Origin of the sequence: Paenibacillus tianjinensis (genome assembly GCF_017086365.1) — a bacterium.
In the GTDB taxonomy this organism is placed as follows: Bacteria; Bacillota; Bacilli; order Paenibacillales; family Paenibacillaceae; genus Paenibacillus_AQ; species Paenibacillus_AQ tianjinensis.
The window spans coordinates 4824547-4851206 of the sequence record NZ_CP070969.1 but is presented as its reverse complement, the minus strand read 5'-3'; the positions used below and the strand labels follow the sequence as shown (position 1 = coordinate 4851206).

General features: G+C 51.1%; 24 protein-coding genes and 1 riboswitch. Of the genes, 16 read left to right on the top strand and 8 right to left on the bottom strand.

The window, feature by feature from the left end; translation table 11 throughout:
• The first annotated feature begins 15 nt into the window (after window positions 1-15).
• The 10 genes from dtd to JRJ22_RS22555 all read left to right on the top strand — a co-directional run bounded on the left by dtd (window position 16) and on the right by JRJ22_RS22555 (window position 12633).
• A complete protein-coding gene (gene dtd / locus JRJ22_RS22600) occupies window positions 16-459 on the top strand; it encodes a D-aminoacyl-tRNA deacylase (protein ID WP_206101603.1) in 444 nt (147 codons plus the stop codon).
• Window positions 460-971: 512 nt separating this feature from the next.
• Window positions 972-1478, top strand: a complete 507-nt coding sequence (locus JRJ22_RS22595; RefSeq protein ID WP_206101602.1) for a type 1 glutamine amidotransferase domain-containing protein — start codon at window positions 972-974, stop codon at window positions 1476-1478.
• A 28-nt stretch (window positions 1479-1506) separates the two neighbouring features.
• Complete coding sequence (locus JRJ22_RS22590) at window positions 1507-1950, top strand: hypothetical protein (RefSeq protein WP_206101601.1); 444 nt, start codon at window positions 1507-1509, stop codon at window positions 1948-1950.
• 829 nt (window positions 1951-2779) lie between these two features.
• Window positions 2780-4033 carry a histidine--tRNA ligase gene (gene hisS / locus JRJ22_RS22585; protein WP_206101600.1) on the top strand — a complete coding sequence of 418 codons (1254 nt, stop codon included), beginning with the start codon at window positions 2780-2782 and terminating at the stop codon, window positions 4031-4033.
• Window positions 4034-4115: 82 nt separating this feature from the next.
• Window positions 4116-5894, top strand: a complete 1779-nt coding sequence (gene aspS, locus JRJ22_RS22580; RefSeq protein ID WP_206101599.1) for an aspartate--tRNA ligase — start codon at window positions 4116-4118, stop codon at window positions 5892-5894.
• A 67-nt stretch (window positions 5895-5961) separates the two neighbouring features.
• Window positions 5962-6717, top strand: coding sequence for a tRNA threonylcarbamoyladenosine dehydratase (locus tag JRJ22_RS22575; RefSeq protein WP_206105266.1), 756 nt, complete (start codon window positions 5962-5964; stop codon window positions 6715-6717).
• A gap of 155 nt (window positions 6718-6872) precedes the next feature.
• Window positions 6873-8174 carry an NCS2 family permease gene (locus tag JRJ22_RS22570; protein ID WP_206101598.1) on the top strand — a complete coding sequence of 434 codons (1302 nt, stop codon included), beginning with the start codon at window positions 6873-6875 and terminating at the stop codon, window positions 8172-8174.
• A gap of 139 nt (window positions 8175-8313) precedes the next feature.
• Window positions 8314-10515 (top strand): HelD family protein, encoded by a 2202-nt coding sequence (locus tag JRJ22_RS22565; protein ID WP_206101597.1) that lies wholly within the window; start codon window positions 8314-8316, stop codon window positions 10513-10515.
• Window positions 10516-10914: 399 nt separating this feature from the next.
• Window positions 10915-11196 carry a CD3324 family protein gene (locus tag JRJ22_RS22560; protein ID WP_206101596.1) on the top strand — a complete coding sequence of 94 codons (282 nt, stop codon included), beginning with the start codon at window positions 10915-10917 and terminating at the stop codon, window positions 11194-11196.
• 129 nt (window positions 11197-11325) lie between these two features.
• Entirely contained in the window at window positions 11326-12633 is a 1308-nt protein-coding gene (locus tag JRJ22_RS22555) for a replication-associated recombination protein A (protein WP_206101595.1), read from the top strand.
• An 83-nt stretch (window positions 12634-12716) separates the two neighbouring features.
• Here the strand turns inward: JRJ22_RS22555 and mnmA are convergent, their stop codons facing one another.
• Window positions 12717-13841, bottom strand: coding sequence for a tRNA 2-thiouridine(34) synthase MnmA (gene mnmA, locus JRJ22_RS22550; RefSeq protein WP_206101594.1), 1125 nt, complete (start codon window positions 13839-13841; stop codon window positions 12717-12719).
• Between the two features lie 319 nt (window positions 13842-14160).
• Here mnmA and cymR point away from each other — a divergent pair, with 319 nt between their 5' ends.
• Window positions 14161-14580, top strand: a complete 420-nt coding sequence (cymR, locus tag JRJ22_RS22545; protein WP_054941865.1) for a cysteine metabolism transcriptional regulator CymR — start codon at window positions 14161-14163, stop codon at window positions 14578-14580.
• Between the two features lie 88 nt (window positions 14581-14668).
• Here the strand turns inward: cymR and JRJ22_RS22540 are convergent, their stop codons facing one another.
• The 5 genes from JRJ22_RS22540 to JRJ22_RS22520 all read right to left on the bottom strand — a co-directional run bounded on the left by JRJ22_RS22540 (window position 14669) and on the right by JRJ22_RS22520 (window position 20518).
• Window positions 14669-15691: an ABC transporter ATP-binding protein gene (locus tag JRJ22_RS22540; RefSeq protein ID WP_206101593.1), complete on the bottom strand. Its 1023-nt coding sequence runs from the start codon at window positions 15689-15691 to the stop codon at window positions 14669-14671.
• Window positions 15684-16703 (bottom strand): ABC transporter ATP-binding protein, encoded by a 1020-nt coding sequence (locus JRJ22_RS22535; protein ID WP_206101592.1) that lies wholly within the window; start codon window positions 16701-16703, stop codon window positions 15684-15686. Before JRJ22_RS22535 ends, JRJ22_RS22540 begins: the two co-directional genes overlap by 8 nt.
• Window positions 16670-17689 carry an ABC transporter permease gene (locus JRJ22_RS22530; RefSeq protein WP_232380927.1) on the bottom strand — a complete coding sequence of 340 codons (1020 nt, stop codon included), beginning with the start codon at window positions 17687-17689 and terminating at the stop codon, window positions 16670-16672. The genes JRJ22_RS22535 and JRJ22_RS22530 overlap by 34 nt, the downstream gene beginning before the upstream one ends.
• A complete protein-coding gene (locus tag JRJ22_RS22525; protein ID WP_206101591.1) occupies window positions 17686-18657 on the bottom strand; it encodes an ABC transporter permease in 972 nt (323 codons plus the stop codon). The genes JRJ22_RS22530 and JRJ22_RS22525 overlap by 4 nt, the downstream gene beginning before the upstream one ends.
• 124 nt (window positions 18658-18781) lie before the next feature.
• Window positions 18782-20518 carry a peptide-binding protein gene (locus JRJ22_RS22520; RefSeq protein ID WP_206101590.1) on the bottom strand — a complete coding sequence of 579 codons (1737 nt, stop codon included), beginning with the start codon at window positions 20516-20518 and terminating at the stop codon, window positions 18782-18784.
• A 645-nt stretch (window positions 20519-21163) separates the two neighbouring features.
• A riboswitch (Fluoride riboswitch) is annotated at window positions 21164-21223 on the top strand.
• Between the two features lie 60 nt (window positions 21224-21283).
• Here JRJ22_RS22520 and JRJ22_RS22515 point away from each other — a divergent pair.
• On the top strand, window positions 21284-22609 hold the full coding sequence (locus tag JRJ22_RS22515) for a voltage-gated chloride channel family protein (RefSeq protein WP_206105264.1): 1326 nt from the start codon (window positions 21284-21286) through the stop codon (window positions 22607-22609).
• Between the two features lie 13 nt (window positions 22610-22622).
• On the opposite strand, the gene JRJ22_RS22510 is transcribed toward JRJ22_RS22515, so the two are convergent.
• A complete protein-coding gene (locus tag JRJ22_RS22510; RefSeq protein ID WP_206101589.1) occupies window positions 22623-22808 on the bottom strand; it encodes a hypothetical protein in 186 nt (61 codons plus the stop codon).
• A 122-nt stretch (window positions 22809-22930) separates the two neighbouring features.
• Entirely contained in the window at window positions 22931-23599 is a 669-nt protein-coding gene (locus JRJ22_RS22505; RefSeq protein WP_206101588.1) for an SOS response-associated peptidase, read from the bottom strand.
• Between the two features lie 163 nt (window positions 23600-23762).
• Between JRJ22_RS22505 and JRJ22_RS22500 the strand changes: the two genes are divergently transcribed.
• The 4 genes from JRJ22_RS22500 to JRJ22_RS22485 all read left to right on the top strand — a co-directional run bounded on the left by JRJ22_RS22500 (window position 23763) and on the right by JRJ22_RS22485 (window position 26423).
• Window positions 23763-24236, top strand: coding sequence for a 2-thiouracil desulfurase family protein (locus JRJ22_RS22500; protein ID WP_206101587.1), 474 nt, complete (start codon window positions 23763-23765; stop codon window positions 24234-24236).
• Window positions 24237-24440: 204 nt separating this feature from the next.
• The gene (locus JRJ22_RS22495; RefSeq protein ID WP_206101586.1) at window positions 24441-25586 is read left to right on the top strand and encodes a cysteine desulfurase family protein; all 1146 of its coding nucleotides are present in this window, start codon (window positions 24441-24443) and stop codon (window positions 25584-25586) included.
• Window positions 25587-25677: 91 nt separating this feature from the next.
• Window positions 25678-26199: a PRC-barrel domain-containing protein gene (locus JRJ22_RS22490; RefSeq protein ID WP_054941856.1), complete on the top strand. Its 522-nt coding sequence runs from the start codon at window positions 25678-25680 to the stop codon at window positions 26197-26199.
• A gap of 14 nt (window positions 26200-26213) precedes the next feature.
• The gene (locus tag JRJ22_RS22485) at window positions 26214-26423 is read left to right on the top strand and encodes a hypothetical protein (protein WP_054941855.1); all 210 of its coding nucleotides are present in this window, start codon (window positions 26214-26216) and stop codon (window positions 26421-26423) included.
• Window positions 26424-26660 lie beyond the last annotated feature (237 nt).

Sequence of the window (26660 nt, the reverse complement as noted above, 5' to 3'; positions counted from 1 at the left end):
AGCTGAAAGACGATAATGAGAGTAGTTGTGCAGCGCTGCAAGGAAGCTAAGGTTACTGTCGGCGGAGCAATTACAGGTGAAATAGAGGAAGGCCTGATGCTGCTGGTCGGTGTTACCCACGGGGATACCGAGAAGGACGCTAAATATTTGGCCGATAAAATTGCCGGACTGCGCATTTTTGAGGATGACGCCGGCAAAATGAATTTTAGTGTCACGGACACCGGAGGAGCGATCCTCTCTGTATCGCAGTTCACGCTGTACGGGGATTGCCGTAAAGGCCGCCGCCCGAACTTTATGGCTGCTGCTGCACCTGCTGAGGCAGAACGGCTCTACGACTATCTTAATCAGGAGCTGAGAGCCGGCGGGCTTCAGGTGGAAACCGGCGTGTTCGGAGCCATGATGGATGTTTCGTTTACCAACTGGGGGCCGGTTACGCTGATTCTCGACAGTCAGACGTAGGTCTGCCGGACTGTTCCAACTAGTTTGAGGATTGATACTTTTAATAAGGATGCCGTAACTGTTCCGCCTGAGGAACAGTTACGGCATCCTTATTTTTGCGGAAAAGCCGCTGCGATTTCATGAAGCATATAGGGAATACAGCCTATCTATGCAGGTTACACTAGGGGAGACTGATAATTTGCCAAGGGCAGGGATTTAATATGAGAAGATCTCAGAAGGCATGGGTTTGGAACAGTATGTCTGCTAATCCGGCCGGATGCTCCGCAGAAGCTGCGATGTCAGCGAAAGATACCGGGGAGCAGCAAGAAATGCTGGTACTTAATGGGAGACGGCGGAGCCTGCTTCCTCGCACCTGAAGTAACTGTATAAGCAGCAGTTTTTTAACATAGGATGTGCAGATTACGTGCGGCAGAAGGTCAAAAACCGAAATCCGGGGGTTGTTTCGTTAGAACTCGCAACATTCAGGGTAATAAGAAAGCGAGAACAAAATAGCGGAGAGGAGAATTTATCTCATGAGTAAGGTAGCATTTCTGCTCGCCAGCGGTTTTGAAGATTCCGAAATGAAGGTACCCTATGATGAAGTTATACAAGCAGGTCATCAGGCAGAAATTATCGGCCTGAAGAAAAATGAGACGCTGCTGGGCAAAAAGGGAAACGTCTCTTATGCCGCAGACAAAGCAATCCGTGAGGTGAAGGCCAGCGAATATGACGCTATCGTCATTCCTGGCGGTTCATCACCGGAAAATTTGCGCCTGGATCAGGATGTTCTTGCTTTCGTGAAGGAAGCTGATCGTGCAGGTACCCCGATTGCCTCCATCTGTCACGGGCCGCAAATTCTAATCAGTGCAGACCTGCTTCAAGGACGTACCATAACCTCCTACCCACCGCTTAAAGACGATGTTGTGAATGCCGGAGCGGAGTTCAGGGATGAAGAGGTCGTCGTTGACGGCAATTATATTACATCGCGCACGCCTCAAGATGAGCCCGCTTTTGTGCGCGAGCTGCTGAAGGTCCTGTAATTAACCATTTCTGAAGGAGGGAAAGACAATGACTAGAAGAATTCAGGCTTATTTCAGAACGGAAAGTGAAGCAGAAGGTGCCAAAACTGCGTTAATTCCTTACGGTGTGGAGGGCCTTGAAATCTCGCCCTTAACAGATCCTTTGGATGTGGGCAGAAACAGCAGACCTAACCTTCTTCTGCCGCTGGTGCCTTATAATAATTCGGCGATGACCGGAGGACCTTTTGGGGTTGCAGGAGCGGCCGGGACCTTAAACGGGGCGGCGGTCGTGCCGGCCATTGATCCTGATGATGGTCTGGAGCGTTCAGATATCAACAATGACGACGGACTCCGGCGTAATGCGGATGTGAATAACGATGTGGATTTGAGTGATGTCCATGTGGTTATGGCGCTTAAGGTTGCCGAGGAGCATTACAATGAGGTGATTGAGACACTGCGCGGCAAACATGCCTTTGTAGAGGTCTTTGAATAAAGGGAACAAGGAATCAGCGGGTTACTTCAGACAGACAGCATCAGCCGCCCTGCAAGGGGCTGGCTGATGCTGTTTATTTTGTTTTGATCGCTTACGGACATAGAATTCACTGGACAGCCAAAGTTGATGTAGTGTAGACTATTTTGTGCTGGTAGGTCAGGGAATATCCCGGAAAATAAAACGCTTTCTTTTCTGTAATATAACCGTAATATTACATTCATGATTCCTTAATATAGCGTGTTTATAATAGAAGCATGACCCCCTTTTTTATAATATATGATGATGGACCTGCAGCAATCGGCTGCAGGTCACTTTTTTTAAACGGCGGAATTGGAGTATGTTAGCTGAGAAATTTCATTTCCTTTCTTGACTTTAGCGCAGTGGTTCAGTAGAATCTAACAATATACGAAATGTTTATAATTGTTTTGATGACGGGACCAAGTAATCCGAGAACCACAACCCCAGAGAGGAATCCCCGCAGAACCGGCTATCTTCCTTAAGTCTAAGGAGAAATAACCGTTTCAGCAACGGCTGTAAGGATTCTGTTGATGAACGGATGAATGACCTCCCCGAGAACGCATGGCGAACGCGAGGCAATGAATATTGCCAAGGGTCAGTAGCCGCTGCGCGTAGGCGGGCGTTAACCGCTTAAAGCGGATTCAATTTGGCATGAGTCCGGAATGTGGGTGGTACCACGGGTGAATAATCGTTTCTGATAATCCCTCGTCCCTGTTTGTTACAAACAGAGGCGAGGGGTTTTTTGCTTTATTTGCAGTTCAGCAAACAAGGAAAGCTAGGCAAGAGGGGTTATTTTCAGGAGGGATAGGCTGTGGCTAAAGAAAGATTCGAGAAACCAACGGGCACACAGGATGTGCTTCCGGGAGCAGTGGAGAAGTGGCAGTATGTTGAAGGCAAGGCCAGGGACCTCTGCCGCCGGTTTAATTACCGTGAGATTCGTACACCGATGTTTGAGCACACAGGGCTCTTTGAACGCGGCGTAGGAGAGACCACAGACATCGTGGAAGGCGAGATGTACACCTTCAAGGACAAAGGCGACCGTGATCTGGCGCTTCGCCCGGAAGGAACAGCCGGTGTTGTACGTGCATATGTACAGAACAAGCTGTACGGCGAGCCGGATGTCAGCAAGCTGTATTATATTGGGCCCATGTTCCGCTATGAGCGCCCGCAGGCGGGAAGATACCGGCAGTTCCATCAATTCGGCATTGAAGCCTTTGGCGCGGTTGATCCCGCGATTGATGCGGAAGTCATCTCGCTGGGGTATCAGTTCTACAAGGATTTGGGACTTAAGGATGTCAGAGTGGAGCTGAATTCCGTAGGTAACGCGCCCAGCCGCGCGGCTTACCGGGAGAAGCTGCTGAATTTCCTGAGACCGATGCGAGACAATCTGTGCAGTGACTGCCAGCGGCGTATGGAGCGCAATCCGCTGCGGGTGCTGGACTGCAAGGTGGATCAGGATAAATTCGGCGGTGCGCCTTCTATTCTGGATAGTCTCGATGAAGAATGCACCACTCACTTCGAGAAGGTAAAAAGCCATCTGGACACTATGGGCGTGGAGTACAGCACTAATCCCCGTCTGGTCCGCGGACTGGATTATTACACGCATACAGCGTTTGAGTATAAAGCAGCCGGCATCGGTTCGATCGATACGGTCGGCGGCGGCGGCCGTTACAACGGGCTGGTGGAGGAAATCGGCGGCCCCGATCAGCCGGGCATCGGTTTTGGCATAGGTCTCGAGCGTATCCTGCTGATCCTGGAGAATCAGGGCGTGGAGCTGGAGACAGCGAAGCCGCTGGATGTGTATTTTGTAGCACTGGGCGAAGCCGCAGACCTGGAGATTACGAAGCAGCTGTTTAATCTGCGCAGCCAGGGCTTCTCTGCAGAGCGTGATTATCTCGGCCGCAAAATGAAAGCCCAGATGAAATCGGCCGACCGCATGTCTGCACGGTATACTGCGATTCTTGGCGAAGACGAGCTGAATAACGGGGTCATTGCCCTGAAATCGATGGCTACCGGTGAACAGCGGACCGTGAAGCTGGAAGAGCTGGCGCAGTCGCTGGTCTAAGCTGTTGTAAGGAAGCATGCCGCACTATGAACGGTCAGGTAATCCAAAACTGTATTTTAACCATGAAGGGGTAGGATAAATAATGACTAGAAGCCATCACTGTGGACAATTGACGCCGGAGCATATCGGCCAGACAGTAACTCTTAACGGATGGGTGCAGACCCGCCGTGACCTTGGAGGCGTGCTGTTCATTGATCTCCGCGACCGCAGCGGGATCGTGCAAATCGTCTTTAACCCGGACTATTCCGGGGAAGCACTGCAGATTGCCGATAAGGTGCGCAGTGAATATGTGCTCTCTGTTACGGGTAAAGTTGTAAAAAGAGATGATGAAACTGTCAACCGCAATCTGCCTACCGGTGAGATTGAAGTACAGATCACCGATATCGAAGTGCTGAATTCAGCCAAGACCCCTCCGTTCTTCATTGAAGACGGTGTGGAAGTGGATGAGTCCCTGCGGATGAAATACCGTTACCTCGACCTGCGCCGTCCGGAAATGTACAAGACGATGCTGCTTCGTTCGAAAGCGGCAAAGATTTTCCGCGATTTCCTTGATGGTGAAGGATTTATTGATATTGAAACGCCGATCCTGACAAAAAGCTCCCCTGAAGGCGCACGTGATTATCTTGTGCCAAGCCGGGTGCATGAAGGCGAATTCTTCGCGCTTCCGCAATCGCCGCAGATTTACAAGCAGCTGCTGATGGTAGGCGGCATCGAGCGTTATTACCAAATCGCCCGCTGCTTCCGCGATGAGGACCTGCGCGCTGACCGCCAGCCGGAATTCACCCAGGTCGACATCGAGACCTCCTTCGTGCCGCAGGATGAGCTGCTCAGCATGATGGAAACGCTGATGCAGCGTCTCCTGAAAGAAACCGTGGGTGTGGATGTAGCTGTTCCGTTCCAGCGTCTGACGTATGCAGAAGCCATCGGCAAATACGGTTCGGATAAGCCGGACCTGCGCTTTGGCCTGGAGCTCGTAGAGATGAATGATATCGTGGCAAGCAGCGGAGTGAAGGTATTTGCTTCCGTGATCGAAAAAGGCGGAGAAGTGAAATGCCTCAACGCAAAAGGCTGCGGCACCTGGACCCGTAAGGAAATTGACGATCTTGGACCGTATGCCGCACGTTACGGTGCTAAAGGCTTGGCTTGGATTCAAGTGAAGGACGGGGAATTCAAAGGCCCGATCGTTAAGTTCTTCAGCGAAGAAGAAATCGCAGCTGTGAAGGAGCGCACCGGTGCTGAAGAAGGCGACCTTCTGCTCTTCTCTGCAGATAACAAAAAAGTCGTTGCTGACGTACTGGGTGCCCTGCGCCTCAAAATCGGCCGCCAGCTCGGCCTGATTGACGACAGTGTGTTCAAATTTGCCTGGGTAACCGAATTCCCGCTGCTCAGCTATGATGAGGATCAAAAACGTTATGTGGCGGAGCACCATCCGTTCACCCGTCCAATGGATGAGGATCTGCACCTCTTCGATACCAATCCTGGTGCGATCCGTGCTCAGGCCTACGATATCGTGCTTAACGGCTACGAAGTAGGCGGCGGTTCCCAGCGTATCTACAAACGCGAGGTACAGGAGAAAATGTTCGACGCGCTGGGCTTTACGCCTGAAGTGGCTTATGAGAAATTCGGCTATCTGATGGATGCATTTGAATATGGCACGCCTCCACACGGCGGAATTGCCTTCGGCTTTGACCGGCTGGTAATGCTGCTGGCAGGCCGTACCAACCTGCGTGAGACGATTGCCTTCCCGAAAACGGCAAGTGCAACTGATCTTCTGATGGACGCTCCGGCCCCGGTAGATGCTGCACAATTGGAACAGCTGCATATCAAGCTTGCACCAAAGCCGGAGAAAGTAAAAAACTAATTAAAGCACATGCTTGAGGAGCGGCTTACTTCCGCTCCCCAAGCTTCATAAAGGAGGCATGAACATCATGCTGCATCAGTTCTCACGTACAGAACTCGCTATCGGACCGGAAGGTCTGGAGATTCTGAAAAACAGCACGGTGGCAGTGCTGGGCATTGGTGGGGTTGGCGCTATGTCCGTTGAAGCGCTTGCCCGTACGGGAGTCGGGCGGATAATCCTGATTGATAAGGATGCGGTGGATATTACTAACATCAACCGCCAGATTCACGCGCTTACGACAACCATCGGCCAGAAAAAAGCCGATCTGATGGTCGATCGCATCAAGCTGATCAATCCGGAGATTGAAGCAATTGCTCTGAATATGTTCTACACGGAAGAGACCTATGAGGAGCTGTTCAAGCTGAAGCCGGATTTTGTGATCGATGCTTCGGATACCATCATCTATAAGATCCATCTGATTAAGGAGTGCCTATCCCGCGGAATTCCGATGATTTCCAGTATGGGCGCAGCCAATAAGATGGACCCGACCCGGTTTAAGGTAGCGGACATTTCCAAAACGGAAATGGATCCGATCGCCCGCGTCATCCGTCAAAAGCTGCGCAAGGAAGGCATTAAGAAAGGCGTAAAGGTTGTATTCTCGACCGAGATTCCGATAAAGCCGCGTGTGGATGTTACGGAACAGATCGTTCCGGCAGACGCACCGGACCGGCGCAAGGCCAAGCAGCCGCCGGCGAGCAACTCGTTCGTGCCTCCGGTTGTCGGCCTCATTATGGTCAGTGTCGCGGTTAACGATTTATTAAAAGCCGGCGGCGTCAGTGTATAGCAGTCGCTCAAGCAACGCATAAATATAAGATGGACGAAGGGCGTAAGCAGCCGGATAACCGGCTGCACGCCCTTTTATTGCGGTTTTCCGCTGCTTATGATGCCCCGAAACCGGGTAATAGCGTGCGGAACTTAACTATTGGTGGAGGTTTTTTGATGAAATCGAATGTTTGGCGGAATAGCGTAGGATTGGAACCCGGCGATAACTGGAAACGGGAATGGGCCGCGGGCATCTTATCTTATTTTGCTTCTGTATATATTGTCATGGTTAATGCGGCTATTCTTCATGATGCAGGCATGCCGCTGCGGGCAGGAATGGTGGCTACGCTGCTGACGGCAGTTACGGGCTGTCTGCTCATGGCTTTCGGCGGCAAAACGCCGATTATTGTTGTGCCCGGGATGGGGATCAATGCCTTCTTCACCTACACGCTGGTGCATTCCATGAAGCTGGACTGGCGGGAAGCGCTGGCCGTTGTGGTGGTAACCGGTATATTATTTGCGGTCGTTGCGTTTACTTCGCTGTACCGTATTCTAAGCGAAGCGATCCCGCATAATCTGCAGCATGCCATTACGGTCGGCATCGGGCTGTTCCTGACCTTTATCGGCCTGCAAAAAAGCGGAATTGTGATTGCTCACCGGACAACCTTTGTGGCTATCGGGCACTTCAGTGAACCGGCTGTAATTACGTCCTGTGTAACGCTGATTCTGGCACTAGTCCTGTTTATCCGTGGAACGCGCGGCGGACTGCTGATCAGCATGATCGTTGGCACCGGGCTGGCCTATCTGCTTGGAGCGGCACATAAGCCGGAGACAACGGGTTCCGGTCATGTGTTCAGCGGGTATGGCGCTGTGTTTGCCGGAATGGACTGGAGCCGCGGGATCAGTCTGGTGTTCTGGATCGCCGTGTTTCTGCTGCTGCTGATTGTCGTCTTTGAGAATATCGGGCTGATCTCCTCACAGACACTGATGGCCGGCCGTCCCGAGCGGTTCAAGAGCAGTCTGCGGGCGCTCTCGATCGCTAATATTGCAGCCGGACTGTTCGGCAGCAGCCCGGTAGTAGCGGCTGCTGAATCAACGGCAGGCATCGCTGCCGGGGGTAAATCCGGTTTGACCTCGCTGGTTACCGGACTGCTGTTCGGAGCTACATTCCTGTTCATCCCGCTGCTGGCTTATGTTCCGGACAGCGCAATAGCGCCAATCCTGATTGTGATCGGCGGGCTGATGGTCCAAAACGTACGCGAAATGGATCTCAGCGACATGACCGAGCTGTTTCCGTCATTTCTGATTATGGTGATGATTCCTTTTACCTACAGCATCGTAGACGGCATGGCCTTTGGCTTCATCACTTACCCGATCGTCAAGCTGGCCATGGGCAAAGGCAAGGATGTTCCGCCGGCGCTATACGGAATTGCCGGGCTGTTCGTGGCAAACTTTGCACTGCATGCTTTCATGGGATAATAGCAATACCGGAAAGGTCCCAGCGTTAGTTAGATAATTCTGGATTTCCTGAATTTGTTGTGATATGATGATAATCCTTTTTTGTGTAAGTGGTATCAGCCTTGCACGGGGGTATATTACTTTTAGGAGGTAACTGAAATTGGAAGACAACTTTCAAAGTGCCTATCAAGAGGAAGAAGACAGGCTGAATAGTACGCTTACAGAAATTGATTCTACCCTTGAGAGACTGCGCAGCATTCCGGTGTACACGGGACACGATTACACGGAACAGGTGCTGGAGGACTCCAGGGAGCAGAGGCGCAAAGATCTGGCCAAGCTTAGGCAGGAGCCTTATTTCGGACGGCTTGATTTCCAAGGCAGCGATGAGGATGACCGCAAGGCCCTGTATATCGGCAAAATCGGTGCAGACCGTGAACAGGTAAGCGACCGTCCGCTGGTCATTGACTGGCGCGCACCGGTAGCAAGCCTGTTCTATTCGTTTACCGGAGGGACTGAGCCGGTCACCTATGAAGCGCCGGAAGGGCTGATTGAGGGGCTCGTCTATCTCAAGCGCAACGTGGTTATCCGCAAGCGCATTCTGGAGCGGGTGGCGGATACCTATAACCGCGACAGCGATGCACCGGTGGTGTCGGATGAATTTCTCGTCTACCGTCTGGGTGAGAACAAGGACAACCGGCTCCGTGATATCGTCTCGACGATTCAGGAGGAGCAGGATAAGATCATCCGTGCGGTGAAGAACACGGCGCTGATTATTCAAGGCGTGGCGGGCAGCGGTAAAACAACGGTTGCGCTGCACCGGCTGGCTTTCTTATTGTATCAATACAAGGACCAGGTATCGGCGGAGAAGATGATAATATTTGCTCCGAACCGGATGTTCCTGGATTATATTTCAGATGTGCTGCCGGAGCTCGGCGTAGGCAACATTGCCCAGAGCACGTTCCCGGACTGGGCAGCGGAGGTACTGGATATTACCCTGCCTGAACAGAACACGGCCGAGACTCTGAACCGGTGGTTTGAATCGGCGGGCGGTATGCCGGATATTACGGAAGAGACGCCGGGCCGCTTCAAAGGCTCTACTGTGCTGATGGGTGTAATTGAGTCAGCGGTCAGGCAGCTGGAGACCGGGGCGGTTCCCGAGGGCGATTTCAGTCCCTGGGAAGGCGCTGTGCTGCGCCGCTCGATGATCCTCCGCTGGCACAATGAGGAATACGCACCTTATCCGCCGCTTAAGCGCAAAGAACGGGTTATGGCGCGGATTCACCGCTGGATTGAAATGGAGCTGAAGAAAAGCCCATCGGCGGCAGCGCTGAAGGATCGGAAGAAAAAAGGTGCGGCCCGCGAAAAAGCCTACGCCGCTAAATGGCCTAAATATGATCCGCTGATGATCTATAAACAAATTTTCCGCGCGGCGAAGGTGCCCGAGGACTGGCCGGCGGAAGCGCCGGAGCAGATTCCGCAAGCTGTCCTCAAAGAGACGGCCAAGGATCTCAAAAAAGGTATCCTGCGCGAGGAGGATCTGCCACCGCTGCTCTATATCCATTATCTGCTCAGCGGAAACGAAGGCGGTGAGCGCTTTGACCATATCGTAATCGATGAAGCGCAGGATTTCTCGCCGTTCCAGATTGCTGTGCTGGACTTGTATGTGAAGGGGCACTCCTTCACGATTCTAGGCGATCTGTCCCAAGGAATTCACGCCTATAAGGGAGTGCATGAATGGGATGAGATGCAGAGCCTGTTCGCACCTGAACATACGGCTTACCATGCACTGACCCGAAGCTACCGCTCCACGATGGAGATTATCGAGTTTGCTAATGGCATTTTGTCATCCGGTGTCCATAGTCCGCTCTTGGCTGTGCCGGTCTTCCGGAGCGGGAACCCGGTCCGGCTGATTGCCTACGGCGAAGAGCAGTCTAAGGCCGGCAAAAGTACGGACCCGCGCGTCAATGCCGTCAGAACGGCGCTGGAGGCGCTCTCCGTCCGTGAATACCGTACGGTTGCTGTTCTTACCCGCAGCCTGCGTGAAGCCGCGGAGCTGCACGCGGAGCTGGCCGCAGATTTTGCCGACCTGCATCTGATTGACGGCAGCATGACTCAATACCTGGGCGGCCTGTCTGTACTGCCTGTATACTTGTCTAAAGGGCTGGAGTTCGATGCGGTTATCCTTGCTGATGCCGATGCAGACCATTATGGAGCAGCCGCCTGGGATGCTAAGCTGATGTATGTCGGCTGTACACGTGCCCTTCATGAATTATGGCTGCTGCACAGCGGAGAGCTTCCTGAGTATGTGCAAATGACCGGCGAAGAGACAGTCAGCGGGTGGCCGGAATCATCCGAAAGCTGACTGTTTCCTTTGGTGAAGAACGATTATAACTATTCTTGAACTTGTAACCCTCCCCTGGCTATGGCTTAATAATAAGTGTCCGGCCGGGCAAGATTACTTCTGGAAGGAGGCTGATTGAAATGATTTCAGTATACGAGGTGGTTTCCGTCTAAGGACGGAGACCTGTTAAAGGGGAGGCCGCGAGGCCTCCTTACTTTTAAATATAGGGAAAAATAACATAAATCTATGGAATCAATAATTTATTACTGTGAATGTAGACGCTAACCATAGGGTTTTATATAATGAACTTACGGTATTTACCAAATATGAGCTGAAGAAAGGAGGCAGGTGCAGTGATTATTACTTTAAGTGCAGTTGACGAACTCAAAGGGACACACCTGTTGAAGGAGGAAGCAGAACGTGAGTTATGTAAATGGAAAGGATGTGCTCCCCCCGGGCCTGCTCGAAGAGCTTCAGGGATACATTCAAGGTGAATTGCTCTACATTCCCAAGAAAACGGAGCAGCGGGTAAAATGGGGCGAAAACAGCGGGTCACGGCAGGAAATTGCCAACCGCAATGAAGAGATTTTCTGCAGTCACAGCAGCGGCTGCTCGGTGAACGAGCTGCAGAAAAGATACCACCTGTCAGAAGAAAGCATCCGCAAAATTATTTCAAAAATGCGGCTGGCGATGAACCGCTAGCCTGAACTTTGAACAAAGAGCATGGCACCCGCTTGAGGAGCGAGGTCATGCTCTTTCTATATTTTGTGGTATGATAGAGAGAGGTATGCAGGGTGACAGCCTGCAAGATCACAGCAAGGAAGTGGAGTTATGGATTTATTTTCCCTCGGGGAGGATACCGGAAGCGGACGTCTGCTGGCAGACCGCATGCGTCCGGAGAATCTCGATGAATATATCGGACAGGAACATATTGTCGGCAAGGGCAAGCTGCTGCGCAGGGCGATTGAGGCGGACCAGGTCTCTTCGATCCTGCTGTATGGCCCGCCGGGCTGCGGCAAAACAACGCTGGCTCATATTATTTCCCACCATACACAGGGCGAATTTGTGCGGCTGAATGCGGTCGAAGCCTCCGTGAAGGATGTGCGGGAAGTGATCGACCGTGCGCAGAGCAACAAGGCACTATACGGTACCAAGACGATTCTTTTTTTGGACGAGGTGCACCGCTTCAACAGCTCCCGCCAGGATGCGCTGCTGCCGGCCGTGGAGAAGGGCACGATTATCTTTATCGGCGCTACGACAGAGAATCCGTTCCACTATGTGAACGGGGCGCTTATGAGCCGGTCTACACTGTTTCAGCTGGAGTCCTTGACCAGCGAGCACAGCCTGACTGCGATGCGGCGGGCGCTCGCCGACGAGAAGCGTGGACTTGGCTTTATGCGGCTGCAGGCGGACGAAGACGCGCTGCTGCATATCGCCGCGATGGCGAACGGCGACATCCGCCGGGCGCTGAATGCACTGGAGCTGGCGGCGATGACTACAGCGCCGGAGCCTGACGGCAGCGTGCATATTACGTTGGCGGTAGCGGAGGAATCGATCCGCCGTCCGATTGTCAAAGCGGATGAATCCACCCAATACGACGTGCTCTCGGCGTTTCACAAAAGCATCCGCGGCTCCAGTGATGCCGCGCTGTTCTGGTTTCTCTACGCCGTCGAGAAGCTCGGCATGGACCCGATGACGTTCATCCGCCGGCTGATTGCCGCAAGCAGCGAGGACATTGGCCTTGCGAACCCGCAGGCCATGGTTCAGGCGGTCAGTGCACTGGACGCCTACCGTAATAACGGCTGGCCGGAGGCGAGGCTAAATATTGTCCAGGCCATCCTGTTTGCAGTAGAGAGCCCGAAATCCAACGGTGTGGTAACGGCAATCTCGAATGTCATGGACGCCATAGAAGAACTCAAATCCGCAGAGGTGCCGCTGCATCTGCGTGATACGCATTACAAAGGAGCGGTGAAGCTCGGGCATGAGGGATACCAGTATCCCCATAATTTCCCGGGCCATTATGTCAAACAGGACTATCTGCCGAAGCAGATTGCCAGAAGAGTATTCTATCAGGCAACCGAGCAGGGGAATGAAGCGAAGATCCGCCATAACCAGTTGCTGCGGCGCGGGCAGAATTAACGCTGAGCGGATGTTAATGAGCTAGCATAACAAAAAACTCTCTTTGGCTTTCGGGCCGAAGAGAGTTTTTAGTGTCTACTGGTTTAGTACGGCTGAGGAATAACCTTCTCTGCCGCTTCAATGGTTCCGCCGCCCAGACATTGTTCGCCAAGATAGAAGACAACGGCCTGTCCCGGTGTAATCGCCTTTTGCGGAACATCGAATTCGACATGAACGGTGCCGTCTTCCCGCGCAGTCAGCGTAACACCTTGGTCAGGCTGGCGGTAGCGGAATTTGGCAGTGCATTTCAGGGGTGCGTCTCCAGGCGTAAGCGTCCGGCCGTCGATCCAATTCACACCGGAAGCGTTAAGGCTGGTGGAGTAGAGACTGGGGTGCTTATCCCCCTGTACAACGTACAGGATATTGCGCTCCAGATCCTTTTCTGCGACGAACCATGGTTCACCGGTTCCGGAACCTCCGATTCCTAAGCCCTGCCGCTGTCCCAGCGTGTAATACATCAGGCCTTCATGACGGCCTTTGACTTCACCTGTGGCGATATCGACCATGTCCCCGGATTGTGCCGGCAGATACTGGCTGAGGAATTCGCGGAAATTGCGTTCACCGATGAAGCAGACGCCGGTGCTGTCTTTTTTCTTCGCGGTGTAGAGTCCGGCTTCTTCAGCGATTCTCCGCACTTCCGGTTTCGGCAGATGGCCGATCGGGAACATCGCTTTGGAGAGCTGGTACTGGTTCAGCGCATTCAGGAAATAGGTCTGGTCCTTATTGTTGTCGACTCCGCGGAGCAGCTTAAACACCCCGTCTTCCTCCACAACACGGGCATAATGGCCAGTGGCTACATAATCGGCGCCCAGCTGCAGCGCTTTATTCAGGAATTCCCCGAATTTGATCTCGCGGTTGCACATCACATCCGGATTAGGCGTCCGCCCGGCCTTATATTCATCGAGGAAATAGGAAAAGACTTTATCAAAGTATTCCTTCTCGAAATTAACGGTATAGTAAGGAATATCGATCTGCTCGCATACGCGGCGTACATCCTCAGCATCGGTCTCTGCCGTGCATACACCGAACTCGTCGGTATCGTCCCAGTTCTTCATGAAGATGCCGATGACGTCATAGCCCTGCTGCTTGAGCAGAAGCGCTGTAACGGAGGAATCGACTCCTCCAGACATGCCGACGACGACACGTGTATCCTGATTTGCCTTTGTCATCGTAATCACCATTTTCTATGCAAAAAATACCGGTATCACACTAAACACCCGGCTCATTTTGTATTATAACACACCTGTCTACCCCAAGCTGCCTCTGATCAGAGGAATTTGTTGCGGAAAAGCAGGCGATTTTGACAATTTGTCCACCGGAGGCGAACATTTTGCCAAAAAGTTGTGTTTTGCGCTGCAAATGTGTCTGTAGATATGATAACATAAGCATAGAGCAAACATCGGAATACGTTGATATGACATTTCTCATGTCTACTGAGCTTTCTATGATTCAGACACCAGCAGCAATTAAACCGAAAGAGGTGCCCCTTTGAAAATATCAACAAAAGGACGTTACGGATTAACCATTATGATGGAGCTTGCCCTGAAATTCGGCGAGGGGCCTACATCGCTTAAAAGCATTGCCGAAAAAAACGGATTGTCCGAGCATTATCTGGAGCAATTAATTGCCCCGCTGCGGAATGCCGGACTTGTAAAGAGCATCCGCGGCGCCTACGGCGGATATATTCTTTCCCGCGATTCAGCCACCATCACTGCCGGTGACATTATCCGCGTGCTGGAAGGACCGATCTCCCCGGTTGATTTCACCGAGGAAGACGACCCGGCCAAGCGCGATCTCTGGCTGCGCATCCGCGATAGCATCGCCGATGTGATGGATTCCACGACCTTGTCTGACCTGATTAACTATAAGGAAGAAAACAAGGCAGATAACTATATGTTCTATATCTAGAGCTGTTCTTCATCTGTATTGCCAGCTTCACCAAAAACGCCTAACCGGCCGGTTAGGCGTTTTTTGCTGCTTCTTGAGAAGTCTTCAGCTACACAGAAGCCAGCGGGAAATGGCAGGCTACCATCCGCCCGGGTGCTGCCTCCTCAAGCAGCGGCTCCTGTAAGCGGCATTTCTCCTGTGCCAAAGGACAGCGGGTATGAAACCTGCAGCCGGAAGGTGGATTGGCGGGAGAAGGGACATCGCCCTCCAGGACAATACGGTCCTGCTTGCGTCTTGGGGTCGGCTTGGGAATGGCGGAGAGAAGCGCTGCTGTATAGGGATGCAGAGGAGCGGCGAACAGCGTCTCCGTCTCAGCGACTTCAACCAGCTTACCCAGATACATAACTCCTACGCGGTCCGAGATATGGCGTACGACATTCAGGCCGTGGGCGATGAATAAGAAGGTCAGTCCAAGCTCCTTCTGCAGCTTCATGAGCAGATTGATCACCTGGGACTGGACGGATACATCGAGCGCAGATACCGCTTCATCGGCAACGATGAACTGCGGATTCAGTGCGATGGCCCTGGCAATACCGATCCGCTGGCGCTGTCCGCCGGAGAACTCATGCGGGTAGCGGTTTCTCCGGCTGGCATCAAGCCCTACGAGCTCCATAAGCTCCACCACTCTGGCATCGATATCCCGTGCAGACATGCTCCGGTGAATGCGCAGCGGTTCGCCGATGATATCCTTGACGAGAAAGCGGGGATTCAGTGATCCGAACGGGTCCTGAAAAATAATCTGCATTTCTTCGCGCAGGCGGCGCATCTCCTGATGCCTTAGAGCATGAATATCTTTACCTTTAAACAGCACTTCTCCTTCTGTCACACTCTGCAGCCGGAGCAGCAGACGTCCAAAGGTAGACTTCCCGCAGCCGGATTCTCCGACCAGGCCAAAGGTTTCGCCTTTGCGGATGGCCAGGCTTACCCCGTCAACAGCTTTTACTTGGCCGACAGTCCGGTTCAGCAGGCCTTTGGTGATGGGGAAATATTTTTTGACGTCCTTTATGTCAACCAGTACCTCGGCTGAGGACAAAGCTTTACTGTCGGCTGTAACAACCGCTTCCTTAACCATGTGTTCTCACCTCATCGCTGTAATCGGTCTGGACCGGTTTGTCTTGGAACAGCCAGCAGGACGTCCGGTGATCGCTCGTAACCATGAAATTCGGCGGCTCCTGGCTGCGGCAGACGTCCATCGCATGAGGGCAGCGCGGATGAAAGCGGCAGCCGGAGGGAAGCTGGCCGATCGGAGGGATGGTTCCGCGAATGGTATACAGCTCACCGCCGCGTTCCCCTTCAAAGCCGGGAATGGACTGCAGCAGCCCCACTGTATATGGATGGCTGGGATGATCGAAAATCTCTTCAACCGTACCTTCCTCGACGATAGCCCCCGCATACATAACCGCAATCCGGTCTGCCATCTCTGCAGCTACCCCCATATCATGAGTGATCAGCAGGATCGACATGCCAAGCTCCGCCTGAAGCTTACGCAGAAGATCGAGGATCTGCGCCTGGACTGTTACATCAAGGGCTGTCGTCGGTTCATCGGCAATCAGCAGCTCGGGGTTACAGGCGAGCGCAATGGCGATGACGACGCGCTGGCACATCCCGCCGGACAGTTCATGCGGATATTGCTTAGCCCGGATCTCGGGTGCCGGAATGCCAACCAGCTTAAGCAGATCAACAGCAGCTTTCATCGCTTCTTCGTTACCTTTGTTCTGATGCAGCCGAAGGCTCTCAGCTATTTGTTCGCCTACGGTGAATACCGGATTGAGAGAGGACATCGGGTCCTGAAAGATCATCGCGATCTGGTTGCCGCGGATTTTACGCATGTCCTCCTGCTTCTTCGCGGCAAGATCCTGACCATGGAAATCAATGCTGCCTTCCATAATCATTCCTCCGGCATAATCGATCAAACGCATGATAGCCAGTGAGGTTACGCTTTTTCCGCTGCCGGATTCACCGACAAGACAGACCGTCTGGCCTTTCTTAACGGAAATCGAGATGGCATCTGTAGCTTTGACGAGCCCCTTTTCGGTGGCAAAGCCGGTGGTCAGTTTCCGGATTTCGAGTAATTTTTCCGCCATTTTTCCAGCCTCCTCCGGGATTTGGTCACTTGCTGTCTGGGATCAAGAGCATCCCGGATTCCGTCGCCGATAAAGTTGACGGCGAGTACTACAAGTAGAATGCACAGGCCCGGATATACGGCCTGCATCGGGTCAACCAGCATGAATTCCTGGGCATTGCTGAGCATGACTCCCCAGCTGGCTTTCGGTGCCTGTACACCTAGCCCCAGATAAGAGAGTGCCGATTCACTCAGAATGGCACCGCCGACCATCAGAGTCGCATTGACGATGATCGGGAAGCTCGCATTGCGAAGCAGATGGCGGAATATAATTCCCCAGTTCGATACGCCGATCGCTTTGGCGGCTTCAACATATTGCATCTCCCTTAGCTGCAGGAAGGTACCGCGGACCAGCCGGGCAATGCTCATCCAGCTCGTCAGGGCCAGGATCAGAATCATGTATTTAATCTGCGACCCGAAGATGGCCATGAACAGGATATTCAGGAAAAGGGAAGGTACAGAGTTCATCACATCAACAATACGCATGAATACCGTATCGACCCAGCCGCCAAAATATCCTGATATTGCCCCGATAACGGAACCGATCGCAACCGAGGCCAAGGCAACAGAGAAACCGATCATCAGGGAAATTCTCGCGCTGTACAAAAGTCTGGTAAACACATCGCGCCCAAGCTCGTCTGTCCCAAGCAAATGGCCTTCGGCACCCGGCTTCAGATTAGGAAACATCAAATCAATGGCTGCCGGGTCGAACTTGGTAAGCTTAGGGGCTAATATCCCGGCGATAATAAAGACGAGTAATACAATAAGTCCGCTCATCGCATAAGGATTGCGGGAGAATTTCTTCCACAGCACTGCCCATGGACCCGGAGGCCGCTTGGAAACATCCGCTGAAATCTGCGGATCGGGAGTAGGTGCCAAACCGTTATCAGGTGTTCCGGAAGCAGATGCAGACGATTGGGCAACAAGTTGTGAATGGTCGGTACTCATGCTGCTTTGCCTCCTTGCTTGCCGAGTTTTACACGGGGATCGACTACGGCATACAGGATGTCAGCCACCAGATTACCGATGACGACCATGACAGCTGTGATAATGGTGATGGCCATAAGGGCCGAATATTCACGTGAGCTCGCCATTTCTACAAACCAGCGGCCCATCCCCGGCCAGTTAAAGACATTCTCCGTCAATGCGGCCCCTGCTACCAGAATAGGCAGATCAAGTCCCAGTATCGTAATAATCGGGATAAGCGCGTTGCGCAGCGCATGCCGGAATACGACTTTGCGTTCCTGTACCCCTTTGGCGCGGGCAGTCCGGATATAATCCTGATCGAGGACCTCGAGCATGCTTGACCGGGCATATTTCATATAAGAGGCGAGGAAGCCAAGCGCAAGAACCGTTACAGGCAATACGAGGTGCATGAATAAGTCTCCGATATCCCCCTCATGTCCTCTGGAATGCATATCCGAGAGCGGAAACCAGTCCAGCTTAATGGACAGCCACTGCTGAAGCAGTATTCCGAACCAGAAGGTGGGCATTGCGAACCCCAGATAGGAGATGAAGGAGGCCGTCTGATCAGAGAAGCCGTATACCTTGGTACTGTTATAGATACCCCATGGGATCGCGATCACCAGCGAAACCAGCCAGGCAGCCCCCATGAGAATGAAAGTATTGGCGATACGCGGCCAGATCAGAGCGGATACGGCAATATGGTTTTTGAATGTGTAACCCAAATCGCCTTGCAGCAAATCGCCAATCCAGCGGACATACTGGACCGGGATAGGTTTATCCAGACCGAGATTCTTAGCCTGCTGCTCAAGAACCTCCGGGGACAGCCCCGGGGACAGCATCACTTTGGTCGGCCCTCCGGGAGCGGCATGAATGAGAAGAAATGTAAGCAGTGTAATCAGAAAGATGACCAGTACTGATTGCAGTACGCGACGGATCAGATATTCTGTCATGAACTATATCCTCCTAGAGAAGTTAGGGTATAGAATCCGGAATGCAGTCCCCCATAGACAAAAGGAGAAGGAGAAAGAGACTTCTCTTTCCCCTTCCGAGATTCTATTTCCTGTGTCCGTTTTGTTAATCCGTTACCCACCATTTAATAGCATGGAAGAATTGTCCGTAGCCGAGTGATGGTTCCGGAGCATCTTCTTCTGCCCAGTGGACTCTAGGACCCGTACCAATCGCCTGACCGTACTGGTACAGGAATACGTAAGGAAGATCGGTGGAAATTTCTTTACCTACTTCTTTATAAATCTCTTTGCGTTTATCCTGATCAACGGTAGAGTATCCGTCTACCCACAGCTGATCCAGCTTCTCATTCTTATACCAGCCTGCGTTCTGGCCAGCCGGCGGGAAGTACTTGGAAGAGAAAATGCTCTCTGCATCCGGATCCGGGTTATTCAGGGACCAGGCCAGGAGAACCGCCTGGAATTTACCCGGTGTGACATTCTGGTCAATCCAGGAAGCGAAGTCAATGGCTTTAGGAGTCACTTCAATGCCTACATCCTTCAGGTTCTGCTGGATAACGGCAGCAACCTGTTCACGGCGGCTGTTACCTGCATTGTACTGCAGCTCGAAGGAGAAGCGGTGGCCGTCTTTGGTGAGAATCCCGTCAGTGCCGGCAACCCAGCCATCTTCAGCGAGGAGCTTCTTGGCTGTTTCTGCATTGTAGTCATAGTTCACAGCTGCATCACCCGGATCAGCCCATGTATCCGGCAGGAACGGTGCATTCATCAGCGCGCCGACACCTTTAAGGATATTATCAACCATGCCTTGACGGTTGAGAGCGTGGGCAATCGCCTGTCTGGTCTTCTGGCCTTCGAATAATCCATATTTGTCTTTGAAATTATTCGCATCAAAGTTGAAACCGAGATATTCATACTGCGCACCCGGCTTTTGGATGATCGCAATATCGCCGTCTGCTTTGGCTGCCTCAACCTGTGTTACCGGAATAGCACTGATGTGGTCGGTGTCGCCTTTCAGAATGGCTTGAACTTCGGTATTCTGATCCGCGTAGATTTTGTATACGAGCTGGGAAATATGAGGTTTAACTTCTCCCCAGTAGTCCGGATTAGCGTCCAGCGTGTGGCTTTCGCCTTGTTTCCAGGCTGTCCATTTCCATGGTCCGCTTGTTACGGTTTTAGCCGGGTCTGTGCCATATGGATTGGTTTGAATTTCTTTTGGAGCTACATCCTTCAGAACATGCGCGGGTACGATGGCTTGGCACAAAGCATACAGGAACGGAGCATAGACCTGGTTCATTGTAAATTTAACGGTATGGTCATCAACCTTTTCAACGGTTTTTACCTTATCATACTGGCTGATCAGCGGTGATCCGGTTTCCGGATTCTTCGCGGTTTCAACTGTATACACTACATCATCCGCAGTAATCGGCTGGCCGTCACTCCATTTAATGTTATCTTTTAATTTAACAGTGTAGGTCAGACCATCTGCGGAGATTTCCGGAAGCTCTGCAGCCAGCGACCACGGTTCGGCGGTTACATTACCTGCGCGGTCCAGGTCATAGATTTGTGCAAATACGAAGTTAGCGATATCGCCTGAAGAAGTGTCTCCAATCAGGAGCGGGTTAATATTTACGATATCGGAGAAGGAGCTTAATACGAGGGTTCCGCCGTCAACCGGTGCGTCAGCGGCCGGTGCGGAGGCTTCAGGTGCTGCACTTTCAGCAGGAGCTGTGCTCTCTGCAGTAGCGTTAGGAGTATTTGCAGTGTTATTTGTACTGCAGCCAGTGAACAAAATTCCTATGAGCGATACGATAAGTAAGATAGACCACCAATTTCTTTTTTTTGTCATTCCGTTTACTCCTCCTTTTTTAAGTGCGGGTAAGTAGTTTACCTGGATACTGGACTTAAAATTGAGTTGTTCTGGGGTGCAGTCCGCGCTCTTGCTGTCTCTCTGTAATCTAAGGCTTTGTTCGACCTCCTCGGCAGTTAGATAGTGCTTGCCCAATGAATGATCTTAATAGTGTTGAAGAGTTTCTTCTGTCCACTGTAATAACCCTTTGCTCTGTTAGGCGACGTCCGTTTCTGCAATACGGCATGGGGCGCCGAATAGACCGGAGGTCAATTAGAGACAGGATGAAACTCCCCAACCTGGCGGGCAAAACCTTTGTATATAAATTATGGTTTATACTACATGTTAATAATTCTTACGTCAATATAATATTTTGTAGTACATTTATTTTGGTAAACTGATAAAAAATGAAATATTTAGGCATATAGGGTAAGGTATATGCAGGTTTTTTGAAAGTAAATAAAACTTATCCGTTTACTATTGTTATTTTAAATGACCTATATGTCACATTGTGTCGATATAATGGGGTTTATTGTTTTATTTGTGACACCTGTCGACAAGATTTTGAATAAAATGCCGGAACTCTTCAAAACTGGCCAGCCTCACTATTGACGATTCTGCTGCGAAATACTAAAATAAGTCTACGATGACTAGGGCGATGGAGTTCGCCGTAACTGCCGCGAGGCTAATGACTCCTACCAGCGATATATTTCCTGGTAGGAGTCTATTTTTATGTGCGATTATAATGCGAAGGGAACGAATGTAATGACCCGGTTGAAACAAAAATGGTCTGAGGCTGCTGAGAAATGGTGGTTTGCTGCATCATGGGTAACTTTACTGAAGTGGATTGTACTCGGGGGCGGAGTGGGGATATTAACAGGAACAGCGTCAGCTTTTTTTCTGAAAAGCCTGGACTTTGTGACGGATATAAGATTGGCCCATCCGTGGCTGCTTTTTTTACTTCCCCTGGGAGGGGCGCTGGTCAGCCTGCTGTATTTTAAATATGGGGGCAGCAGTGCTAAAGGCAATAACTTAATTCTGGAGCAAATTCAGGCGGGCAATGAGCCCGTAATGCTGCGGATGGCTCCGCTTGTATTATTTGGAACGCTTATTACCCATTTGTTTGGCGGCTCTGCAGGACGGGAGGGGACAGCGGTGCAGATGGGCGGCAGCTTAGCCGATTGGTTCGGAAAGATGTTAAAGGTCGGCCCTGTTGACCGGAGGATTCTGCTGATATGCGGGATTAGCGGCGGCTTCGGCTCGATCTTTGGGACACCTTTGGCCGGAACGGTGTTTGGACTGGAAGTGCTTGCAATAGGATTAATCAGCCATGAAGCGCTTATCCCTGCTTTTATCGCCAGCTTTGTCGGAAACTTGACAGCTACTTCATTCTGGGGCATCACACATCTGCACTATCCTATAGGACAGATTCCTTCCCTGACTTTTGTAGTGCTGCTTAAGGTTGTATTTGCTTCCATTTTGTTTGGACTTACGAGCATCCTGTTCAGTGAGCTGACTCATGCGCTGAAAAAGGGCTATACCCGCTGGTTCGCTAATCCAATGATAAAAAGTGCTGTCGGTGGTGTAGTGATTATTGTGCTGGTGTACGTTTTGGGAACTAGAGATTACCTGGGGCTGGGGATCCCTTTGATTCAGGATTCATTTACCGGAGACGTTGCTCCGTTTGCCTTCTTAGGAAAGCTTGTATTCACATCGCTGACCCTGGGAGCAGGCTTTCAAGGCGGGGAAGTCACTCCGTTGTTTGCCATTGGAGCTACATTAGGACATGCATTATCCGGATTTTTACACCTGTATGCCCCTTTTCTGGCCGCACTCGGTTTTGTCGCCGTATTCTGCGGTGCCACTAACACGCCTATCGCCTGCTTTTTGATGGGCATTGAATTGTTTGGAGCCGAAGGGGCCGTTTACCTCTTTATCGCTTGTCTTGTAAGTTATTTGTTCTCGGGGCATACCGGCATCTATACCTCACAGCAAATCGGTATATCCAAAAGCCAGTTCACTTCCATCCCGCAAGGGACAACACTGGCCAAAGCCAAGCTCCTTAGAAAGAAAGGCAAAGACCCCTCATGAATGCTTACCGGATCTATATTTGTTTGAACCGTTTTATCGTCCAATAGGGCAAGGATAATAGACCCTTGTCTGTTTTTAGCTCGAAGGAATCGGCTAACTTACCCTTTTTACATATCCCTCTATAGGTTTCACCGCTGATCAGATGAATCTCGAGCAGAGTTCCTTCAGCGATCGCTTGTTGGAATTTTAGTGTTTGCAAAATACGGTCTCCTCTTAATATATATATGCTTTTTATAGCCATGTACTTATTTAAACCAACTGACATTTCTTTACACGCAAAAATGGATAATTAACAAAGTTGTAATGTTTGCCGTATGTGCATCAGGCTTCTTTTATCAGTTCTTTATAGTCATTTCGCACATTGCCAACCTCTGAGGATACCGGATAGGCATGCATCCGTGCCGCATCGTATGGCCGGAGCAGACGCATTAGGGAAGGGATATCCTGATTGCTGCGGTCCAGCCACTGGGATTCGGCTTCCGGGCTGAGAATAACCGGCATCCGGTCGTGAATATCCGCCATCAGGCTGTTCGCCTCCGTGGTAATAATCGTACAGGTGCTGAGCTTGTTGCCGCTTGCATCTGTCCAAATATCATATAAGCCGGCCATCGAAAAAATACTCCGGTCCTGCAGCACAATCCGCATCGGTTGTTTACCGCCAGCCTGCTGCTTCCATTCATAAAACCCGTCGGCGGGTATGAGGCAGCGGCGAGAGCGGATCAGCCCTTTAAAGGAAACTTTGTCCAGCAGTGATTCTGCACGTGCATTGATCATTTTGCTTCCGACTTTATCATCCTTGGCCCAGGAAGGTACCAGCCCCCAGCGTAATACTCCCAGCTTGTTAGAGGTGCCGTTATGAATGACCGCCGGAATATGCTGCATCGGAGCCGCATTGAATTTAGGCGCGTAATGGACAATGCTGGATTCATCTGTAAAATACCGCAGCATCAATTCCTCTAGCGTTACTGTAATCGTGTATCTGCCGCACATCCTGGCTGCACCTCCATTTTCATCTGTTATTGTACGGCAAAGTTTACAGCTTTAAGGGCCCCCGTGTTATACTCTGAATGTTTATTTTAATAGAACTTGAACAGTTACAGCTATTATAAATCATGCTGCATTAAATAGTGAAGTAAAGAAAGAGAGTGATCCTGTGATAATGGTTAGCTCCTGTCTGGCCGGGATGAAAGTCAGATATAATGGTACAGATTGTTTGGAAGAGAGTCTGATGAGTCTGCTCGACAGCGGCAAGGCAATTGCGGTCTGCCCCGAGCTGCTTGGCGGCTTCTCTACCCCTAGAGAACCGGCGGAAATCATCGGCGGAACCGGCGAAGATGTGCTGAACGGGAAGGCCCGGGTGATCGACAGATCGGGAAATGATGTTACCGGGATGTATCTAAAGGGAGCTCATGTGACTCTAGAGAAAGCCCGTGAATTCGGCGCTGCTACTGTAGTGCTCAAGCAGAACAGCCCATCCTGCGGAAGTACAATGATCTATAACGGAGAATTCTCAGGCCGTAAAATTCCCGGAGAAGGCGTTACGGCAGCATTGCTTCGGAAAAACGGGATTGAGGTCATCTCCGAGGATGAGCTTGCTGCCCGTCTGGAGGAATTTAGACTCCCTTGAAATCAGGGTGCTCGCCGAGGCAGTATATCAGGCGAAGCTGAAAATTAGCTGAATACCTGCTGGGAGTTTGGAGGTGCAGCCTCTTGACAGAGATTACAATATTGTGTTTATTCCTTGGTGGTAAAACATTCTGTTCAGCAGTATAATCGAGTAGTCCTGTAAGAAAATACTGAAATTCAATTTCAAGAAGCGGAGAAACAAGTCATGAAGCCCATCTATTTGGACCACGCCGCCTCAACCCCGGTTCATCCGGAGGTGGCTAAGGTTATGTACAATATAATGATTGAGGAATACGGCAATGCGTCCAGTGTACATCAGTTCGGACGTTCCGCCAAAAAGATTATTAACGGTGCGCGCGATTCTATCGCGGGCTTTTTAGGCTGTGCGCCTGATGAATGGATCTTTACCAGCGGAGGCACGGAAAGTGATAATCTGGCCTTATTCGGCGCTGCTGCCGGCACCACAGAGAAAGGCAAGCATATCATTACTACAGCTGTTGAGCATCATGCGGTCCTGCATACCTGCGGGGAATTGGAACGGCAGGGCTATTCCATCACCTATCTGCCGGTAGACTCCACGGGTTTAGTTGCTGCTGCAGATGTTATAGCAGCTCTGCGGGAAGATACTGTTCTAATTAGTGTGATGTTTGCCAATAATGAGGTTGGAACGGTGCAGCCGATTGTGGAGATTGGGCAATTGGCCGCTGAGCGGGGCATTTTGTTCCATGTAGATGCTGTACAAGCCCTTGGGATGCTTCCGGTCACACTGCGTGAGCTGCCGGTGGATTATATGAGCTTTACCGCCCACAAAATCGGCGGTCCGCAGGGCATAGGCGGCCTCTACGTACGCCGCGGTGCGCCGCTGCATCCCAGACAGCACGGGGGCTTGCAGGAGCGCGGCAGACGGGCCGGCACGGAAAGCCTGTCGGGTGCGGCCGGGTTTGCCAAAGCAGTGGAACTTGCGGTGGCGGGGCTGACACAGCGTCAGGACCATGCGCTGCTGCTGCGAACCACCCTGCTGCAGGAGCTTGACGGCCGGATCGGGCGGGATGCTTACGTGATCAACGGAAATACACAGCATTTTTTGCCGGGAATTCTGAATCTCAGCTTCCCAGGGGCAAGCACGGATGTGCTCCTTATGAATCTGGATATGGAGGGAATTGCTGCTGCCAGCGGTTCGGCCTGCACCTCCGGGTCACTGGAAATTTCGCATGTTCTGCAGGCCATGAATCTTCCGGCAGAACTTTTACATTCAGCGATTCGATTTAGCACAGGTTTGGGTAATACTAATGAAGAAATGGAGTACGTTGCCCAAAAAGTTGAAACCATTCTGAAACGGCTGCGTAAATAAGACCAGGGATTGCTACAGTCTTGTGTCTGTTTCAGTTTTTCACTTCTCTGGGAACTCGTAAGTATACTCAAAGTGAGGGGACTTAGCAGTCATGAAACTTCAAGATTTGATTGGCCTCACTATATATGAAGTTGAAGAAGGTAATGAAGTCGGCAAGCTTGTCGATTGTTTACTCGATTCAAACTGGAATATTACGGGTATTGAACTGGAAAGCAAGTCTTTTTTCTCCAGTCATGTGAAAGTTGTGGCATGGGAAGACATTGTCGCTTATGGCGAAGATGCTATTATGATTCGCAGTAAAGAGTCGATTGTTAAGGCCGACACTGACCATATACCATATACTTTTCTTTTGGGAAAGAACAAACTGAAGGATTTGCAGGTACTGACTGCATCCGGAACGAACCTAGGACGAATATCCGATGTTTATTTTGACCAGAAGTTGGGAAACACAATAGTAGCGCTGGAAATCAGTGACGGGCTTGTAACTGATTTGATCGAAGGCCGCAAATGGCTGCCTTGTTCTGAAGGGATGTCCATTGGGGAGAATGCCGTACTGGTTCCCGCGATGAGCGAAGAACGGCTACAAAAAGCCATTAATATTGTTAACGGATAGGTGGAATGTATTATATGAAGTGTCCAAACTGCAACTCCAAGGATATCGGCAAGATCGGTTCACACCAGTTCTACTGCTGGGGCTGTTTCATCGAACTTACGGTCAACGGTGAGAAAATGTCGGTTTATCAGGTGGAAGAAGACGGCACACTCAGTTCGCTAGACGATCTGTTTTCGGGTGAGGATATTGCTCAGGATTTCCCTCAGATCCATGCATCCTCCTGATTTGAAACCTAATGATGCTCAACAAGAGTTACATAGATTCACCGCGCCTAATTCTCAGGCAGCTGCTGCAGCGGTCTGAGAATTAGGCTTTTTTCAAATTATAAGAATTTATATGCTTTACATTATAAATTATCCTTCTATTTCTCGCAGAAACGGATACCGTCCTAAGAAGGACGGCTATACCGTTTCTTCTTGTTTTACGCGAAAGTTGCATCTTTGTTATACGTACTAAGGAAT